This is a genomic window from Clostridium nigeriense (assembly GCF_050585245.1).
GTDB lineage: Bacteria > Bacillota > Clostridia > Clostridiales > Clostridiaceae > Clostridium > Clostridium nigeriense_A.
Genome location: NZ_JBNOOF010000007.1, coordinates 65,205 through 85,971, shown reverse-complemented (window position 1 = coordinate 85,971; position 20,767 = coordinate 65,205). Strand labels below are relative to the sequence as shown.

The 20,767-nt window shown below is 29.1% G+C and carries 16 protein-coding genes; 6 read left to right on the top strand and 10 right to left on the bottom strand.

The window, feature by feature from the left end:
* Positions 1–17 precede the first annotated feature (17 nt).
* Positions 18–1,118: a hypothetical protein gene (locus tag ACQPUY_RS11985; protein WP_430841468.1), complete on the bottom strand. Its 1,101-nt coding sequence runs from the start codon at positions 1,116–1,118 to the stop codon at positions 18–20.
* Positions 1,119–1,245: 127 nt separating this feature from the next.
* Between ACQPUY_RS11985 and ACQPUY_RS11980 the strand changes: the two genes are divergently transcribed.
* Positions 1,246–2,304, top strand: coding sequence for a YkvI family membrane protein (locus ACQPUY_RS11980; RefSeq protein WP_430841467.1), 1,059 nt, complete (start codon positions 1,246–1,248; stop codon positions 2,302–2,304).
* Between the two features lie 198 nt (positions 2,305–2,502).
* On the opposite strand, the gene ACQPUY_RS11975 is transcribed toward ACQPUY_RS11980, so the two are convergent.
* The 7 genes from ACQPUY_RS11975 to murI form a co-directional block, all read right to left on the bottom strand.
* Entirely contained in the window at positions 2,503–3,897 is a 1,395-nt protein-coding gene (locus ACQPUY_RS11975) for a peptidoglycan-binding domain-containing protein (RefSeq protein ID WP_430841466.1), read from the bottom strand.
* Positions 3,898–3,967: 70 nt separating this feature from the next.
* Entirely contained in the window at positions 3,968–7,609 is a 3,642-nt protein-coding gene (locus tag ACQPUY_RS11970; RefSeq protein WP_430841465.1) for a S8 family serine peptidase, read from the bottom strand.
* Positions 7,610–7,717: 108 nt separating this feature from the next.
* A complete protein-coding gene (locus ACQPUY_RS11965; protein ID WP_430841464.1) occupies positions 7,718–8,401 on the bottom strand; it encodes a helix-turn-helix domain-containing protein in 684 nt (227 codons plus the stop codon).
* Positions 8,402–8,770, bottom strand: coding sequence for a DUF3783 domain-containing protein (locus ACQPUY_RS11960; RefSeq protein WP_430841463.1), 369 nt, complete (start codon positions 8,768–8,770; stop codon positions 8,402–8,404).
* A 24-nt stretch (positions 8,771–8,794) separates the two neighbouring features.
* On the bottom strand, positions 8,795–9,319 hold the full coding sequence (locus ACQPUY_RS11955; RefSeq protein ID WP_430841462.1) for a peptidylprolyl isomerase: 525 nt from the start codon (positions 9,317–9,319) through the stop codon (positions 8,795–8,797).
* Positions 9,320–9,643: 324 nt separating this feature from the next.
* Positions 9,644–9,916 carry an STAS-like domain-containing protein gene (locus ACQPUY_RS11950; RefSeq protein ID WP_430841461.1) on the bottom strand — a complete coding sequence of 91 codons (273 nt, stop codon included), beginning with the start codon at positions 9,914–9,916 and terminating at the stop codon, positions 9,644–9,646.
* Between the two features lie 139 nt (positions 9,917–10,055).
* The gene (gene murI, locus ACQPUY_RS11945) at positions 10,056–10,829 is read right to left on the bottom strand and encodes a glutamate racemase (protein ID WP_430841460.1); all 774 of its coding nucleotides are present in this window, start codon (positions 10,827–10,829) and stop codon (positions 10,056–10,058) included.
* A gap of 150 nt (positions 10,830–10,979) precedes the next feature.
* Between murI and ACQPUY_RS11940 the strand changes: the two genes are divergently transcribed.
* From ACQPUY_RS11940 to ACQPUY_RS11925, 4 genes are all read left to right on the top strand, one after another.
* Positions 10,980–12,728: a MutS-related protein gene (locus tag ACQPUY_RS11940; RefSeq protein ID WP_430841459.1), complete on the top strand. Its 1,749-nt coding sequence runs from the start codon at positions 10,980–10,982 to the stop codon at positions 12,726–12,728.
* A gap of 178 nt (positions 12,729–12,906) precedes the next feature.
* Positions 12,907–14,802: a glutamine synthetase gene (locus ACQPUY_RS11935; protein WP_430841458.1), complete on the top strand. Its 1,896-nt coding sequence runs from the start codon at positions 12,907–12,909 to the stop codon at positions 14,800–14,802.
* Positions 14,803–14,937: 135 nt separating this feature from the next.
* The gene (cobC, locus tag ACQPUY_RS11930; RefSeq protein ID WP_430841457.1) at positions 14,938–15,513 is read left to right on the top strand and encodes an alpha-ribazole phosphatase; all 576 of its coding nucleotides are present in this window, start codon (positions 14,938–14,940) and stop codon (positions 15,511–15,513) included.
* Positions 15,514–15,542: 29 nt separating this feature from the next.
* Positions 15,543–16,232, top strand: coding sequence for a hypothetical protein (locus ACQPUY_RS11925; RefSeq protein ID WP_430841456.1), 690 nt, complete (start codon positions 15,543–15,545; stop codon positions 16,230–16,232).
* A gap of 26 nt (positions 16,233–16,258) precedes the next feature.
* Here ACQPUY_RS11925 and ACQPUY_RS11920 read toward each other — a convergent pair whose 3' ends face one another.
* Positions 16,259–16,552: a hypothetical protein gene (locus ACQPUY_RS11920; RefSeq protein WP_430841455.1), complete on the bottom strand. Its 294-nt coding sequence runs from the start codon at positions 16,550–16,552 to the stop codon at positions 16,259–16,261.
* A 176-nt stretch (positions 16,553–16,728) separates the two neighbouring features.
* Between ACQPUY_RS11920 and ACQPUY_RS11915 the strand changes: the two genes are divergently transcribed.
* Positions 16,729–17,493, top strand: a complete 765-nt coding sequence (locus tag ACQPUY_RS11915) for a CPBP family intramembrane glutamic endopeptidase (RefSeq protein ID WP_430841454.1) — start codon at positions 16,729–16,731, stop codon at positions 17,491–17,493.
* 66 nt (positions 17,494–17,559) lie between these two features.
* Here ACQPUY_RS11915 and carB read toward each other — a convergent pair whose 3' ends face one another.
* Positions 17,560–20,766, bottom strand: a complete 3,207-nt coding sequence (carB, locus tag ACQPUY_RS11910; protein ID WP_430841453.1) for a carbamoyl-phosphate synthase large subunit — start codon at positions 20,764–20,766, stop codon at positions 17,560–17,562.
* Position 20,767: the final 1 nt, after the last annotated feature.

Here is a 20,767-nt window from a genome sequence, read left to right as displayed (position 1 = left end):
TATATGTTAAGAGTTTTCTATATTTTTTTAATTTCTTCTTTTTCTATATCTATGTTATACTCTCCAAGAATTTCATTATCTAAATCTTTTATTCCATCTTTAGCTGAAACATTAATTTTCAATTCATCCTTTTCAAACTCAAGTAATTCTATATTATATTTATTATCGGAAAACATTTCATCAAAGTTTAAGGATACTAAGTCACCAGTTGCACTATTATAAACCTTCATTCTTTTAACATCACTTGAATTCATATATTCAACAATTAAATATCTTTCTTCTTGAGTAAAAACTAAATTATCTAATTTAACTTCATTAAGCATATCTAAAGGAATAACCTTCTTTGCTATTGGTTTATCTGTTAATTCTTCTAATCCAGTTTCAACATTTCCTCCTTGTTGTTGAGTATTTCCTTCATTTTCGCCTTGTGTTGCTGGCCCTTGAGTCTCTTTACTTTCTTCTATAAAGGCAATAGATATGAAAGCTCTATTATCACTAGTAGTTGATATTGCTATCTTCTTTCCCTTATATCCTAAAGAAACTGGTCCAAAGTTCTCTGCTGGCACCTTTTCCTTATATAACATAAGCCCATTTTCCTTTAAGTAAACATCTTTTGGAATATTATTTAAAGAAATAATTAAATCACTTTTTCCTCCATCTTCATTAATCATCCTTAAAGATTTATTTCTAACAAAAACTTGCTTCAAATTCGTTGCTTTTATTTCATCTATTTTATATTCATCACCTTCTTTTATAACCTTAATTGCATAGTTATCTAAATCACACTTAGGTTCTGATGATGAATTTCTTATAACATTAAAAGTTATAAATGCTGACTTTGAAGATTCTATTAAATTATCAGGAGCATAGGCTATAATTCGTGAGGTTCCTGTTGATATTTCTTTATTATTACTTATTAAATCTTCTGTACATAACTTATTTGCTTCTTCAATATTATTATTTTTAATTAGTTCTAAATATTTATCCGCAACTTCATAGGATTTTTTAGGATTAAATATCTCTATATCTTCTGACTTATCCATCGACTTTGTGCATGCTGAAAATAGCATTAGAATAAATAATAATAGTGAAGTTAATGATAAAATCTTTTTCTTCAATTTCATTCCTCCTTAAAGCTTCCTTAAGGTTATTTTTCCTAAGATTAGATAGCTTATTCATTTTTAAGAATAAAACACTAATAACTTATATATATTGTTAGTAGAGATGAATTAGGGGGATTTTAAAATGAAGGATGAACTTTCAAAGATTTTTCAAATAGCTGTAGTTTTTATAGGAACTATAGTAGGTGCAGGACTAGCTTCTGGACAAGAAATTAAAGAGTTTTTTACATCATATGGTATAGTTAGCTTTTTAGGAATTATAGTTTGTGGAATCTTCTATATTGCCTTAGGCTCAATAGTTTCCAAAATAAGTATTAAGTATAAGCTAAACTCCTATGGAGACGTTATAAATGTTGTTAGTCCAAATCTTCTTGGTAAAATTACAGGAGTCATAACTACACTTTATTTAATTTCAAGTGCTTCTATAATTTTAGCTGGTAGTGGAGCTTTAATTAATCAATTTTTTGGAATACCTAAAATTGCAGGATCTTTGATTATGATAGGGCTAGCTATCTTCTTTTTGCTAAGAGATACAGATGGGTTAATAGAGGTAAATTCCTTTATAGTTCCAACCTTAGTTGTAACTATAACAACTATTACCATTTTATATTTTATGTTTTGTAAAGATTTAGTTTCTTTTGAGCAAATGACTAAATTCCAACCTCAAAAAACAGGAATAGCTCTATCTACAATCCTATATGCTGGATATAATACACTTTGCTGCTTAGGAGTTTTAGTTCCTTTAAGCAATCAAATAAGAAAACCTAAAACTATGTTCTATGGTATTGTTGTAGGGTCAATAGGATTAGTTGCCTTAATCTTTGCTATTAATTTCTTACTAATGATAAACCAACCATATATACATAAGTATGAAATACCATTACTATTAATAGCTCAACCTTTCGGTAATATAATTCAAGCTCTATTATTAGTAGTAATCTGGCTTGAAATGTTCTCTACTGAAGTTTCAGATGTGTATTCAATAAGCAAAACCTTAGATAATACCTTTCATATAGATTTTAAAAAGGGAATATTTATAGTTATTTTAATTGCATTACCTATATCTAGAATAGGATTTTCGAATCTTATAGGTGCCTTATATCCATTGTTTGGGCTACTTAGTTTAGCATTTATAAGCCAAACAGTATATTTTTATTTAAAACATAGAAAAGAATTACAGTAAATATGTTATATTAGTTGCTCCGTCGCAAGCTCCAAGTCGCCCTAACATAACATATTTACTTCTACAAATTAAGGTAATAATTCCTCATTCTTCGGAATTATGAATTTTTATGCCCTCACTTGGCTTTTATTTAGAAACTCAAAGCTTTAGTTTTTGAGTTTCTAAATTCAGCTATATGATAATCTAATATAAAAAATTTTATGCCATATCATCGAAATAATTAAACCTTGGAACTGTCTTATCATAATAGTTATCAAAGGATCTTGGAGGTATGAATATCCTTTCTACTGATCTTACACTTCCTCTAAGTTCAGCAATTCTAGTTACCCCAACATAAACATCGGATATTTTATACCAGGTTGCATAATCTACTATCCCTGTTTGTGGCAAGTTAAATACTTGTTGGAATACCTTAACTGCCTCGGCTGTATTTTCTCCAAACACTCCATCTTGTGATACCTTTGGAATTAATGGATAGTTCTGAGATATTCTATTTAGATATTCTTGTATTGATTGAACTTCTGGTCCAGTAGAACCTACTATTAAATCATATCCTGGAAATGATTTAGGAATGCCCTTAACTTGTTCTGCAGTTACTAATTCTATATCATTACCGTAAAAGCTAGTTAATATTTCATACGGAGTCTTGCCTTGATCTCCTAAATACTTACTTCCCCATTGAGTCATCCACCCTGGACAAGTTACATTTTTGCCATCACAATACTGTGCTAATAATGGTTGTTTTCTTCCTATTCTTCTTATATAAGTTGAAAATATATCATCTACTACTGCACTTATACTTTCAAATGTATTTCTTCCATAAGTAAAAGCATGATCATAAGCCGTTGAATTAGTTATATCAAAATTCTTTCCCTTTCCTCTATACCACTCTGTGTATATTCTATTTAATGTAAAAGAAATTATAGCATATACATTTGATCTTATAGTATTTTCTGACCAAGTTGAATAAATTTCACAAGATGCTACGTTTTTTATATACTCTTTATAAAGCACCTTATAATTTGGTGCTGATGTATTGTTAGGCCCTCCTGCATGTACTACTATAAATTCTGGTACAACAGGCTTTGGTAAAACTACTCCACTTGTTGGTGGTGGTAGTGGCTTCTCCTCTTCTTCTGGAATTTTCTCTGGATAATTTCCATTTAATGTATTAGGTCCAATATTTATTATTTCATTTATATTCCCATCTTGTTGATTTTCTGATGTATTTGGTGGTATATTTATATTTTCCATTCTAGTTAATATTCCTGAAGATTCTATAAGATTGCACTGTTGTATCGCTAATTCATCCGGAAAAACTTGGCACCTATTTATTAAAATACTTTGAAATCCATCTCTTTCAACTCTTATATCATACATACTATAAGGAACTTGTCCTGTAGGCTGTTCTGAATATTCTAATGGTGGCGCTTCTAACTCAATAATTTGAGATTCTCCCATAGAATTGGTAGATAGTGTTATTACTTGCGTATCCGGACCACCTGCTGACGGCCTTATAGTTATTTTCGTATTGTCAACAGGTATATAAGTTTCATTAACAAAACATTGAACCTTTAATCTGCCTTGAGCCATATATTACTCCTTAATTATTTCTCTTCTAATTAATATATGTGTTATCTATGATTTTGTTCTTTTATTTTTGTTATAAATCTTTAGGTCTTCTTATAAATAACCCTCCTACGCTATATTCATCATACCCTCTAGTCTTCTCAACTCCTCCTAATAAGTTTTCTCTTAATGCATCAAATACTCCCTTAATATTTAAAATTCCATATCCCCACTGTTCATTAGGATAAATATCCCCAGCTCTCATAGTTGTTCCCCTTATAAAATAGCTTCTAACTTCTGTAGCATATAAATTAGCATCGTTTCCATCTATAATTCCCCACTGAAATAAAAGAGCACAACACCCTGCTGTAACTGCTGTTGCCACCGAAGAACCGCTTATAGTTTTAGTTCCACCTCCTGGAGTAGTTACCATGGCATTGATACCCCCTGCTGCTAAATCAGGTTTTATTCTGCCATCTCTAGTAAATCCTCTTCCTGATTGTCCAACAGTTGCATTATTATTTTGATCATAAAAAGCTGCCACAACAGCTCTTTTGGATGTCCCAGGCATAGTTAATGTAATATATGGACTAGGACTTAAAAACTTAGTATCTGCATCTAAAAGACTTCTTTGTGGTAGCCAGCTCCAATACCTTCCATCAACTATATAATCTCCATATAATCTAAACTGCCAAATACCTTCTCTTAATCCCCTTGCTTCAATGCTTATTACTTCTAAACCTGTAACTGGATCTGGATATAAATAAGAAATCCTCATCTTAGTTCCTTCATAAATAAACCCTACATTTTCTACTCTATTTAATTTTGCTGGTATTTTTTCTACAACTTCTCCTGATGGGGATACTATTCCAAGGGATACCCTATCTGGTTCTTGTACATATATTTGAAAATTTAAATCTTTTTGACCTTTACCAATTCTAATTTCTATATTCCTAATTTCTCCGGCCTTTTCAAATCTCCCTTCTGTATGAGTATCAGTATCCCCTTCATTTCCTGTTCCAGTTACACAAACAACTCCAACTTGATTGCTTACAGTATCTATAGATGTTTCAACTTCATTTGTTCCATCATGAGCTCCAATATTAGTTCCTAATGGAATACAAATCACCATTGGCCTTTTAATATCACTTGCTAATCTTGATAAATATATAATTCCTAATATAACTTCTACACTTGTATATCTTCCTACTCCCATTGTACTAACTCCAGCTTGCTTTTGTACTATCTCTGGTGCTTCTTTTAACTTTACAATAGCAAAATCACAATTAGGTGCTGCTCCTATAACATCCGGATTATACCCTCTAGCTCCTACTAAGCTTGCGACAGAAGTTCCATGCCCTATATCATCTTTACTATTTACTACTGAATATGGATCCCCTCCACTTTTGCTTGCCTGAATAGCTCTATTTATATCTTCAGCCTTATACTCTACTCCAAATCTCATACCATATATATCCTGACTATCTTTTAAATTTTGATCCCATATCCTTAAAATTCTTGTAGTATCATCTTCATTCATAAATTCTTTATTTAAATAATCTATTCCTGTATCTATAATACCTACAACAACTCCTCGTCCATTTAATTGAAGTAATGGGTTGTTATGAAATAAAGTAGCTCCACTAGCTTCAACTGGAGATATTTGTTCCAATGTATAAATTGCTGGAACTTCTATAGAAGCTATATCTTTTATATATGGTTCTATTTCAGAAACTCTATTGAAAGGTATATATACAACTGCATAATTATTATCTATCACAACAACTGAAGCTCCGGGAATATCATTTATTTTCTTTAAATCATCTAAAGAATTATACTCAACAAAGAATCCTACAACCTCTCCATTAGTATCTTGCCGAGCTCTACTAATAAAATTATCAAAGTTAGGTTTCCTACTATTTATTTTATATGGCTGAAATTCATTTCTTAATGTATTATAACTTTTAAAGTCTTTTATCATTTCATATTCACCTTTCCTAGACCTCATAGTAACACCTATATTCTCAATTATTTTTCCAATAGCAGAATATAAACAAACCTCACCATATCCCCAGCTTGGATCTGGATATGTTATATCTGTTCTGCTTCTCTTTGCAGAAACTACTAGATAATATTTAAGCCTTTCACCAAAAAGATAGGGATCATTTCTTCTTAATATTCCCCACTCCATCATTAAAGCTGCTATTCCAGCTACATGAGGTGTTGCCATAGATGTACCACTTTTAGAATCAAAGCTTCTATTAGGAATAGTTGACATTATTTTTTCACCTGGTGCCACTAAATCTGGACGAATAGGTTGATATATAGTCTTCCTTCCTCTTCCGCTAAAAGAAGATATAGTATTAGTTAAATAATTATAGCTTCCAACTGCAATAATATTAGTAACTGTTGCTGGTATCCCTAAAGTATTCAAAACTGTCGGTTGTAAAAATTTGGTATTGACATTAAGACCCTCAGATATAGGTAACCACATATCATATACTCCACTATAATTATTTAACAAGTTTATTGTTATTTCCCATTGACCTGATGAAATATATTGTCTGTTTGTTAATATAGCAATAGTTATTTCTCCTATTATATCAAAGGGTTTTGGCCCTGAATAATAAATTTGGTATCTATCTAGACCTATTATTCCTTCATAATACCCTTCCCTTACAACTACCTCTCCACTAATAACTGCTGTAGGACTTTTAATTCTAATAGAAATATCTGATAATACTGGTTTATATAAATTAAATAAAATTCCAGCCTCATCTCCAGCTACATTTATAGCTATCCTATTTTCTCTCTCTAAATTTCCACCAATATGATGTGCTGCATCACCCTCATTACCTGCTGCGATTACTATAGTAATTCTCTCTAAGGTTGATATTGTTGATATATATTGTTCTAAAAGGCTCGTTCCATTATGTGCTCCATCATTAGTACTCATACTAATATTAACTACTAAAGGTTTATTTAATTCTTTTCCTGCATCTATCAAGAACTTTAAGCCCTTCATAATATTGCTGCTTAATGCAAAATTACCCCTAGTAGACTTAACCATAGCAATTGAACTTTTAGGTGCAACGCCATAATACTTTGGATTTATTGGACCTCCAGCACAGGCTATTCCTACTACATGAGTTCCATGCTCAACAGTATCATAAGATGGTACTATAGAATATGGATCAGAATTTTTTAGTGCATTATCTATATCATCTCTATTGTATATATTACCTCCAGTACTTAAATCATATATATAATCTATTCTTGTAGTTCCATCTTCATTTCTAAAAGCTGGATGAGTATAATCTATTCCAGTATCTATAAACCCAACTAAAACTCCTTCTCCTTGTATTCCATAAGTATCTCTAGCTGTATTTACACAAGCTGCCCTATTGCTTATAGAGTCAGTAGTAAATAATTGCTTAGGTAATTCTATATATTGTATAGATGAACTATTAGCAAGATTTACTATATTTTCAACAGAAATTGTAACTATTCCAAAGCCATATCCTAGATCTTCATATTTTCCATCAAGACTTTCTACTAACCTTCTCACATTTTCTGGTGTATCTGCTGATATAATCGTTACCTCTATTATATTTCCAACTTGATTATTAATTGCAAAATTAACACCTAACTTACTTAATAGCCCTTTAGGCATATTTTGTATTAGACCTAATGTTGAATTTATCTTGCTTGAGCTTAAATTTTCTATATATATCACCTCTTTTAATTCATTTATACCAATATATGTTATTAAAAAATAAAGTGAGATATTTCTCAAAAAAATAAGAGATATACTATTTGCTAAAATAATATATCTCTTATAATCTTATAATCTTATTTCTAATCTTTCTAACTTAGCTACTACAGAAATTTCATTTAAGTTCATAGTTTCAGTTAAAAGACTTCCACCATTACTTACTAATAAAGCCTTTGAGTTGCCTAATAACTTTATTTGCCTTATTGCTCTTTTCCCTTTATAATCAACTAAGAAAATTCCATTATTACTTGGCTCTTTTGCTAAACTTGAAAAAGCTAAGTCTCCTTTTAATATTCTGAATCCAGACATTTCATCATCTTGAATTTCTAAATATAAAACCTTATCTTGAGAAAATCCTTCTACCTTATTTGAATGAATAGGTAGCTCTTTAAAACCTTTATTATTTCTCAAAGTATAATCAAATATAGGAACATTCTTTAATACTGATGAAAAGGCACTAGTCCAAACTTCCTCTTCATTAGCCTTATTATTTCTATGAAAATTGTCTTTAGCCTCCTTAATAGATTTTTTCTCCTCTAATAAAGCCTCATCTGTTACTACCATGCTAACATCATTAAAATCAGACTTTAATATTTTGGATACCTTATCTATAAAAGACTCTTGAGCTATTCTTCTTCCCATCTCAACTTCGTTAATGAACTTTTCTGCAACTCCTAATTTCTTTGCTAAAGCCTTTTGACTCATTCCACTTTGAAGCCTAGCTTCCTTTATCTTCTCGCCAACTCTACTCACTTAAGCTCTTCCCTTCTGACTTTTTAAATACCATTCCCTTTCTTCAATTAAATGTTCTACTAAATAGCTAATCTTCCACTTAATTGAATTTGGTGTCACTGCCGCAAAAATTCCACCCTTAAACCTTTGTCTAATACTACTTATAGCTTCTTTAATTTCTTCATCCGAAAAATCATTAAATAAAATAACTGTTTCATTTGGTAAATTAGCATTAACAGTTTCGAACCTTAATCCATCTAATATATTTGAAATAGTCATTTCTGCCATTTCTGCTGAAATCTCTATTACCTTAAACCCATCTTCTTTTAAAGTATTCAATTCTTCTTCTGGCAAACAATATGCTAATATACATTTATTATTACTAAGCATAAACCTCTCTCTTCCCCCTATCTACTATCTTCCTACTTTTTCAGGCTCATCGTATGTTTCGCCAAAAGTATCCACAGTAACTTTAACCATCTTTTGATCTTCAAAAGGCTTATCATTATAATCTCTCTTAGATTTTACTATAGCATCAGCTACTTCCATTCCTTCAATAACTTTACCAAAGGCAGCATATTGATTATCTAAATGTGGTGCATCTTCTACCATTACGAAGAATTGGCTTCCTGCTGAATCATGAACCATAGTTCTAGCCATAGAAAGAACTCCTCTTGTATGTTTTAAATCATTTTTAAAACCATTTCTAGAAAACTCTCCTTTTATGCTATATCCTGGGCCACCCATTCCATTTCCATCTGGGCATCCGCCTTGAATCATAAAGCCAGGTATTACTCTGTGGAATATAACTCCATCATAAAATCCTTTATTAATTAAACTTACAAAATTTTTCACTGTATTTGGAGCTACTTCTGGATACAATTCAGCCTTAATAACTCCTCCATTTTCCATATTTATAGTTACTATTGGGTTTTTCATATTAAATCTCCTTCCAATCTAAATTCTTTCTTATTATTAACAAGTTTGCACTTATAAATCCTTATAAAACAAATCCTTTAACTAAGAAAGTTATTTATCTCTTATAGTAATTATATATTATTTGGTAACAAAAACAACAGATAATTACAGTTACAAAGTCTAATACATATAAAATTAATAGTTTTACTTAAGCACTGAAGAATTAAAGCTATAAATAGTCATTAACCGGGTTAACTTTTTATGCTTTACTGTATATTAAAGAAAAAAACTCCCTTAGGAGTTTTAAATCAAATATTTTTATTATTTTACATCAATATAATCTTGTTAATATTTAAATGTAGTTCCTAGTACCACTCTTGAATAATCAGTATAATTTGATAAATTTTTAACATTAACTTGTTCAAAAATTAAGCTTCTTCCAAAGCTATTTATTAAATCACCTAATAAAACATTTAAAAATGTTGTTGGAATTCTTTTAAATCCTTCAAAGTCTAAAGATACCCCAACATTTAAATTATTTCTAATCATTTCTCTTAATAATATAGCATCCTCTATAGTTATATCTTCTCCTAATATATCTCTTACCTTAATTTCCATAAAATCTCCCCCTAGAATTTATTTAAATTTTCTGAATATTCTCTTTACTACAATATATCAACTTCTTCGTATTTTGTCAACATTTTAACAAATATTTTTTTAAAGCTTATAAAATTTTTCAATCTTATAAGCTTTTATTCTATCCTTTTAATAATCTATAACTTAAGTCTATAATTTCATCTTTATTAGATGAATTAATTATTTCAATCTTTCCTTCATTAAGTGAATCTGTTCGCAAATTCTTTTCATTTAATCTTCTTCTAAGTTCCTTAGCTGTTCCTAAGCCACCATCTATAATTTCTATATCTTTTCCAACTATATTAACTAAAGTTCCTTTTATAAACGGATAATGTGTACACCCCAAAACTATAGATGCTATCTCACCCTTTTTATATGTATTTATTTTATCTAAAAGATATCCTTCTACCTCTTTACCTTCAAACTTTCCTGCTTCTATAAACTCCATAAGTCCTGGACATGGAACTGGAATTATTGAAGCTCTATCCTTGTATTTTTCCATTAATCTTTTGAATTTTGTTTCCTTTAATGTCATAGCAGTAGCCATAATTAATATATCACCTTTATTATTAAGTTCTACTGCTGGCTTTAAAGCTGGCTCTATTCCTACTAAAGGCAAATTGGGATACAACTTTCTTAAATCTGCAACAGCTGCACTAGTTGCAGTATTACATGCTATGGCTATTCCCTTAACTCCCTTACTTAATAGAATTTCTACTGCCTTAAATGTTAATTCTCTTACCTCTTCCACACTTTTCATTCCATATGGTGCATTTTTAGAGTCCCCAAAATATATATAATCCTCATTAGGCATTATTTTTATTGCTTCTTTTAATACACTTAATCCACCTACTCCTGAATCAAAAAAACCTATTGGCCTATTCTTATTGTCCAATCGTATCACTCCATTTTCTTTAATTCTATCTATTATTTTATACCTTTATTAATCATAAATCCATAGATTTATTATCAGTAGTACAAGTTCTAATTTACATGATATAATTAAATATGTAATTTTACCCAATAAATTCTAATGGAGGTTTTTATGAAAAACAAATTACCCTTTTATAAATTAACAACATATGTATCTATAGTTACAGCTGGAATAATAATATATTTAACATTTAAAATAGGGCCTTCTATAGGTGGTAGAGCCTATCAAATAGGAATTGCATTATTTATCTTATTTGTTATAATATCTTCTAACTTTTTTGATAAAACTAAAAAAATTGAAGAAATTCAATACTTAATTAAAGCTTGGCCAGAAGCTTATGATAATAAATTTGACTTTGATAAAATTCATAAATTTTATGAGGAATATGGACCTACTAAACTAAAAGAAAAAGACTTTTATAATATAGATGATCAAACTGCTTATGATATAAATGTAGATGATTTATTAAAGGAGATAAGCATATGTTCATCTACCCCTGGAGAACAAATGCTATATTATCTTTTGAGAACTCCTAAATTAAATTCAAAGGAACTTGAAAAAAGAAATAAAATCATAGAAAAATTACTTGAAGATAGCAACTTAAGAGGAAAGATTCAACAAAGCCTATCTAATCTTGGAAGACAAAGAAAAGGTGAAATTTTCGATTTATTTAATACAACTACAATTATCAAGAAGTGGAAGGTAATAATATTTAATCTTATAGCTCTTTCTTCATTAATACTGTTAATTTTTTTCTTATTTATTGGATCTAATTATTTTCTAAGATTTATAGGGATTTTTGTTATTTATATGTTTATTTCAATGAGAGCTTCAGCAGAAGTTGAAAATGAACTTTCTTCACTTAACTATTTAGGAAACCTTATAAGAGCTGCTAAAGAAATATCTAAAATTGAAGATGAAGCATTGAAAGAATATATTGAAGAAATAAATAAAAGGGTTATACCTGTTTCTAAAATAGATAATAAAACTAAATATATTTATAATTCTAGTGAATTAGACATATTTACAGAAACCCTAAATGGATTCTTCTTAACAAAAATTCGTTCTTATTATTCAATTATCAATATTGTTAAAAGCAATAAACAAAACCTAATAGAATTATATGCATTAGTAGGAAAACTAGAAGCTTATATATCAGTTGCTTCATATAGATGTAGGGTATCTAATTATTGTATTCCTAAATTTTTAAATAATAATGATAAAACATTAATAGTTAAAAATGCTGTTCATCCATTATTAGAAGATGGGGTTCCTAATAGCATTACCTTAAAAAATAAAGGTGTAATATTAACCGGGTCAAATATGGCTGGTAAATCTACTTTTATGAGAACATTAGCTACAAACATATTATTATCTCAATCAATTTCCATGAGCCTTTGTGATGAATATTCTGGTTCCTTCTTTAGAATTATATCTTCATTAAGTTTATCTGATGATGTTTTATCTGGTACTAGCTATTATTTAGAAGAATGTAATTCTGTTCTTAGAATATTAAATTCTCTAGATGATGAAATTCCTGCTTTTTGTATAATAGATGAAATATTTAAAGGAACTAATCCAATAGAGAGAATAGCAGCATCTAAAGAAATATTAAAATATATTATGAATAAAAATGCTATTTCAATTGTTGCAACTCACGACTTAGAATTAGCTGAAAGCTGTGACGATAAATATTTAAGATATTATTTCTGTGAAGATATAGATGAAAATGAAGGCTTAACCTTTGATTTTAAATTAAAACCAGGAATCTGCAATACAGGAAATGCATTAAAACTATTAAATTTTTTAGGCTATCCTAAAGAAATAATAATAAACTCACAAAAACATATTGAAAAATAGTTATTATTATTTTTCAATTCATAAATTTTATTATTGACAGTGTAACTTCTATATAATAGAATTTCTTTATAAATTATTTAATTTTACGAATGTTATGATGTCTATACCACCCAATCATTCGAATAAATACAGAAAGGAAGTGACTTTTCCTTGTTATTTTTCGGCAAGGAAAAATTTTATGAAAGATTTAATTTACACAATTCCCAAATCAAAACATAATAAAGAAGACCTATTTAAAATCTTTAAAGAACATCCTGAAATAAAGTTCGTATCTATCGTTGGAATAGATTTATCTGGTAATGATACTGATGAGAAAATACCAGCTAAACTTTTCTTAAATGATATAGATTCATTTTTAAACGGAGTTGCTATCCAAACAGATGGTTCTTCGGTTGTACTTCCTGGAATCGCAACTTTAAATGACGCAAAAGTAGATATGGTAGCAGACATTAATGCAAATTGGTTTGTTGACTATAATTACGATCATATTGACTATTCTACTAACAAGCCTGTTGGTACTCTTAGAATCCCTTCATTTTTAATTCATAATAATAAGCCTGTTTGTTCAAGAAATATTTTAAATTCAGCAATAAATACCTTTAAATCAAACCTTTTAGATATATTCAAAAATAAGCCTGAAACATTAAAACCTTTCGGTATTTCATTTGATGATATTGATGAAATAATTATTACATCTGCAACAGAATTAGAATTTTGGGTTAAAACTCCAAATGAACAAGCTCATATTGAAGAATTATCTACTTCACAAGTTCTACAAGAACAATATTGGACAAGAACTAAAGGTGCTGTAAGAACTGCTCTTGAGGAAACTCTATTACTTATGGAAGAATACGGGTTTGAACCAGAAATGGGTCACAAAGAAGTTGGAGGAGTTAAATCTAAGTTAGATAGTAATGGTCAATTTAATCATATTATGGAACAACTTGAAATTGACTGGAAATATTCAGATGCAGTTCAAGCTGCTGATAACGAAATTTTTGTAAAAATTCTAACTCAAGAAACTTTTAGAAGACATGGTTTAGATGTTACATTTAAAGCAAAACCTATCGATGATGTTGCCGGATCAGGAATGCACGTTCATTTAGGTGTTAGCCTAAAACTAAAGGATAAGAAGAGAATAAACTTATTCCATGCTACAAAGGAAGATTTCCTAAGCACTATCGGTTATGGAGCTATAATGGGTATCTTAAAGAACTATGAAGTAATGAATCCATTTATTTCTTCAACTAACGGAGCCTTCAAGAGATTAAAGCCAGGATTTGAAGCACCAATATGTGTTGTTACTTCATTAGGTGTATCTCCTGATAATCCATCTAGAAACAGAACTATACTAATAGGATTAATAAGAGATTTAGCAAATCCTCTTGCAACTAGATTTGAGCTTAGATCTCCAAACCCACATAGTAATATATATCTAACTCTTGCAGTTTCTTATATGTCTATGCTTGATGGAATTCTTTATGCTCTTGAAAATAATAAAACTGAAGAAGAGCTTCTAGCAGAACTTTCTAAAAAGCCAGGAGAAGATGCAGCTTACTTAGAAAAAGAAAGAGCTTACAGAAGTGAAGAAGATGTATTTGAATTCTATACTGAGGAAGAAAGAGATACATACTTCGGAAAAGCTCCTGCGACAGTTTATGAAAACTTAATTCAATTAGATAAATACACTGATAAGTTAGAAGTATTAAAGAGAAATGATGTTCTTGGTGATAAGCTAATAAATAGCTTTAAACTTGCAATAATCCAAAGATGGACAACTGATATTATCCATAGAACTATTGTAAATCACGCAAATGAAGTTAGAAGCTTTAAAAAGTTACATTCTCATAACGCATTAGATTTAGATATATCTAACTGGATGACAATAAATAATTTAAGACATTATATAATGAAGGATACTTATACTGACAAGAGCTTATTTACACGTATTAAGGATGCCATTGCAGTTGAAGACTACTCTTTAGCATCTAATCTTCTTCTTGAATTAGAGGATAGCATGAAAAAGCTAAGAGATCTTTATTCTGATTACACTAAGAATTTATTAGACATTTAATAAAATTTAGAGTTTTACCCAGCAATAATTGCTGGGTTTTTCTATTTATAACTAATATAATATGGAATTTTATGTATATATAACTTATAATTGTATTATAAACAATTATTGATTATATTCTTTGAGAGGTATTATATGAAATTAATTTTTATAAGACATGGACAAACAGATTGGAATGTGCAAGGTAAAATACAAGGAAGCTATGATAGTGAACTTAATTCTACAGGAATAAATCAAGCGATGAAGTTAAGTGAAAAATTATTAAGCCTCAATTATAAATTCTCAAAAATTTACTCAAGTCCACAAAAAAGAGCGCTTAAGACTGCTGAAATTTTAAGTAAATCAAGCAATGTAGACTATGTCTTAATGAAAGATTTACAAGAAATGAATATGGGTAAATGGGAAGGACTATCATGGAAAGAGGTAGAAGAAAAATATCCAGCTGAGTATAAAAAATGGTATTTAAATAGAAGGTATACTAAAACTCCTGATGGAGAATCCTATGAAGATATGCTTGAAAGAGTTTTAAAATCTATAGATAAAATTATAAATGAAAATACTGATGATGTTGTAATTGTAAGTCATAGTGCTGTAATAATGTGTTTACAATGTTATGTGACTAATACTCCATTTAATGAGATGCTTAAGTTTAAAACTAAGAATGCTAATATTACAGAAATAGATAGTAGTTTATTTAATATACGTAATTAATTTTATTAAAAGGATGAATGGGGATATATATGAAGAATATTAAAGAAGGTTTTTTTGATATCTGGTATTATGATGGATTATCAGATACAAATTTAAAAGACATTATTATAGAATATAAAAAATCTTATAAGTTTTTTGAGGATTTTTTTCATAGAAAAATTGATTTCGAATTAAAATTATTTGTATATGAAAAACCAGAGGATGTAGGAATTGCTTATGGAGACAACGAACCATGTAATGGATTTGCTAGAAATCCTAATGAACTACATTTTGTTTACAATAAAAAAATTAAATGTACTGGAAACCATGAGCTTGCTCATATATTGTCTTATTTATATATGGGAAAACCTGAATCAACCTTTATAAGAGAAGGATTTGCAGAATTTACAGAAGACTATTGGGCAAATATGATTGATGGAGAACTTGTACGCAAATCTCATTATGAATGGGCAAAATTATATTTTGAATCAAATAAAGAATTTGATATAAAAGATATATTATTTAATTCCGAAAGATTTTATAAAGAAGTAGATAAAGATGGCTGCTTCTATACTTATCCTTTAGCAGGAGCATTTACAAAATTTTTAGTAGATAAATATGGTGAATCAAGATATTTAGAATTTTATAAAGATGGAAGCACAGAAAAATTCACTTTGTTATATGGCAATTATGAAAAGTTATTAACTGAATTTGAAAATTTTATAGTTAAAGCAAAATAAAGGCTCAGTTTAATCTGAGCCCTTATTTATATCCAAGCTGGAATATGTATTTTATCACTATTTATTAGTGTTATGTTGTCTTCAATTATTCTTTTTTTACTAATTATATTTTTTCTTTTTATTGAATTTTGATTAATAAAATCTTCTGCTTCCTTTAAGCTATTTGCTTTAAATATAAATGTCCAACCATTCTTATCATATTTTCCTGTGCAAATCATATATTTATTATTATCATAATCTCTATGTTGTCTATCTACTATTAAACTCTTAAATTCACCAATTGTTTTATAATTCAATTTTACAAAAATATCATTATTCATTATGACCCCTCCAACCAAACATAAGTTCTATAATCATATTAACCGAACACACGTTCAAAGTCAATACTTTTGCTAAATTTTATTTGCATAATCAGCTCTAATAATAATTTATTGTAACTTACCCATTTATTATAAAATAGTGCTATAGTAATATTACGTTTATTCATAATTGTTGGATGGTGTTTATTATGTTTACTAATTTTATAAATAATAAAAAATATAAAGATACTCTTTTAGAGTTAATCTATTTAATATCTATTAATGCTCTCATATTTAAATTTACTAATTATTCTTCAAAGCTTATATTAATTATAGATTTTTTTATAATTCTCTTATCAATTTATGATTATTTTTATAATGCAGAAAGTGAGAATAAGATTAATAAATATATGGCTAATAATAAATCAAAGTATTTGGTTCTATATGCCCTAGCTTTCAATCTTATTGTAAATAACTTTAAATTTAAGGGTAATTACTATATGTATATAATGCCCTTAATATATCTATTTTCTTTATTCATATTGTTATATTTATTTAGAATAAACATATTTAAATTTAACTATAAAACCTCCATAAAATGGATAATAATAACATTACTTGTATACTTTTCAATAAAGACAACCTTAATAAAAACAAATTACTATAATAATATTATTGATTTTACTATAGTTGTATTAGTAGGCCTGATATGGAACTTCGGCTTAGAAGAAATTGTTTTTAGAGGACTTTCTTTTTCTACTTTAAAATATTATAAATTAAGCGATGTTCAATCTAATATTCTTCAATCAATTATATTTATGCTAGCTCATTACGGCACTTATAACTTAAGAGCTTCATTATTAACATCATTAATTGGCTATCTTTTAGGAAAATTATATACTTGTTCCAAATCTTTAACCCCATCCATAATACTTCATGGTCTATATAACTATTTTTATTAATTTTTAATATTTAATTAGCAAAGAGGAATTTAGATCCCTATCTAAATTCCTCTTTTTATTTTCATTCTATTCTGTTATATCAAATACTTCTAAATCCTTCTCTTCTATTCCTTGAACCTTAACTTCTGCTATTGCCTTTAATGTATCTAATGCAGTTATTACGCCGATATTTCTTTCTACTGCTGCTCTTCTTATTATAAATCCATCCCTATTAGAGTCATTCCCCTTAGTTGGAGTATTAACTACTAAATCAACTTCTTTATTCTTTATTACATCTAATATATTTGGCTTTTCTTCATGTAACTTTCTTACTACTTCAACTTCAATATCAGCTTTCCTTAAAAGATCTGCAGTCCCTTCAGTTGCTATAAACTTATATCCCACTAATGATAACATCTTAGCTATTGGTAAGAATTCTTCCTTATCATGATTCTTTATAGTTGCCAATATCTTGCCTTTCTTATTTGAAGGATACATACTTCCCCCTACAAATCCTTTGTATAATGCTTCTTTAATATTTCTTCCTACTCCTAGAACTTCTCCTGTAGATTTCATTTCTGGTCCTAAAGATACTTCAACCTTTGGAAGTTTTTGTGTTGAGAATACTGGAACTTTAACAGATACTAAATCTGGTTCCTTATATATATCTACTCCATATCCTAAATCCTTTAATTTATGCCCAAGCATTACTTTTGTAGCTAAGTCTACTATTGGAACCTTACTTACCTTACTTATATATGGAACAGTTCTTGACGCTCTTGGGTTAACTTCTATTATATAAAGTTCTCCTTCAAACTCTATGAACTGAATATTTATCATCCCTTTTATTCCAATTGCAACTGCTAATTTCTTTGTATAATCTAAAACTTTATCTTTAATTTCCTTACTAATGTTTTGGCTAGGATACATAGTAACTGAGTCTCCTGAGTGAACTCCAGCTCTTTCTAAATGCTCCATAACTCCTGGGATTAATATTTCTTCTCCATCAGATATAGCATCTACTTCTATTTCTCTACCCATTAAGTATTTATCCACTAATATTGGATTCTTTTTATCCTTGGCAAAAGCATTCTTTAAGTAGTATTTTAATTCACTCTCATCATGAGTAATTTCCATTCCTTGTCCACCTAGAACATATGAAGGTCTTACTAATACTGGGAATCCTAATCTTCTAGCCTCTTCTAAACCTTCTTCCATAGTCCAAACACCCTTACCCTTTGGTCTATCGATTCCTAGACTTTCTAATAATTCATCAAACTTTTCTCTATCCTCAGCCATATCAATTTGATCTGCTGTAGTTCCTAAAGTCTTAATTCCTTTTTCTTTTAAGAAATTAGCAAGCTTAATAGCCGTTTGACCACCAAATTGAAGTATAACTCCATATGGATTTTCTTTTTCAATTATATTTAATACATCTTCTTCTGTTAATGGTTCAAAATATAATTTATCAGAAATATTAAAGTCTGTACTTACTGTTTCTGGATTATTATTTACTATTATAGTTTCAATACCCATTTTCTTTAGTGATTTTACACAGTGTACTGAAGCATAGTCAAATTCAATACCTTGTCCTATTCTAATTGGACCTGATCCTATAACTATTACCTTCTTATTATTAGATACTTCTACTTCATCAAATTGCTCATAAGTTGAGTAGTAATATGGTGATAATGCTTCAAATTCCCCTCCACAAGTATCAACCATCTTATATGCAGGTTTAATATTCCATATAGTTCTTAATCTATAAACATCTTCTGGACTAACTCTAAGCATATCTGCTATAGCCTTATCTGAGAATCCTTTTTTCTTTAAGTTTAATAACCATTCTTTATCTAAATCTTCTATTTTACTTAATTTCAATCTAGTTTCTTCATGAATTATCCATTTGAATTTTTCTAAGAAGAATATATCTATTCCAGTTATCTTAGCAATACTTTCTATTCTATAATCTCTTCTAATCATTTCAGCTAAGGCAAATAATCTTTCATCATCTGGTTTAACTACTATTGATTTTAGCTCTTGAATACTTAGTTCCTTAAACTTTGGATGATCCAATGAATATTTTCCTATTTCTAAGCTTCTTATTCCCTTTAATAATGCAGCTTCTAGGTTTGCTCCTATAGCCATTATTTCTCCTGTTGCCATCATCTTAGTTCCTAAAGCTCTATCTGCTGTAAAGAACTTATCAAAAGGCCACTTTGGAATCTTAACTACTACGTAGTCTAAAGTTGGCTCAAAGCAAGCATATGTCTTTTGAGTAACTGCATTTTTAATTTCATCTAATCCATATCCTAAAGCTATTTTTGCAGCAAGCTTAGCAATTGGATATCCTGTAGCCTTAGACGCTAAAGCTGATGATCTTGAAACCCTTGGATTAATTTCTATTACTGCATATTCAAATGAATTTGGATTTAATGCAAATTGTACATTACATCCACCTTCTATTCCTACTGCATTTATTATATTTATAGCTGAAGTTCTAAGCATCTGATATTCCTTATCAGATAAAGTTTGTGATGGAGCTACAACTATACTATCCCCTGTGTGGATACCAACTGGATCTATATTTTCCATGTTACATACAGTTATACAGTTTCCATAAGAGTCCCTCATTACTTCGTACTCTATTTCTTTCCAACCCTTAACTGATTTTTCTAAAAGAACTTGTCCGATTGTACTTAATTGTAATCCTGATGCTAATATTTCTCTAAGCTCTGCTTCATTATTAGCTATTCCGCCACCAGTTCCTCCTAGTGTATAAGCCGGTCTAACTATTACTGGATAACCTATTTGTTCTGCATATCTAATTCCAGATTCCATTTCAGTTATTATTTCACTTTGAATAACTGGCTCGTTAATTCTATTCATCATATCTCTGAAAAGTTCTCTATCTTCTCCTTCTTTAATAGATTGAATAGATGTACCAATTACTTTTACATTGTACTTATCTAAAATTCCTGCTTCATATAAATCTACTGCTAAATTAAGACCTGTTTGACCACCCATTCCTGTAATCATACTATCTGGTCTTTCTTTTTCAATAACTTTTTCTAAAAATTCTACTGTTAATGGTTCTATATAAATCTTATCAGCAACTTCTGCATCAGTCATAATAGTTGCTGGGTTTGAATTAACTAATACTACTTCTATTCCCTCTTCCTTTAAAGCTTGGCAAGCTTGAGTTCCTGAATAATCAAACTCTGCAGCTTGACCTATAACTATCGGTCCTGATCCTATAACTAAAACTTTTTTAATATCTTTATTTAATGGCATA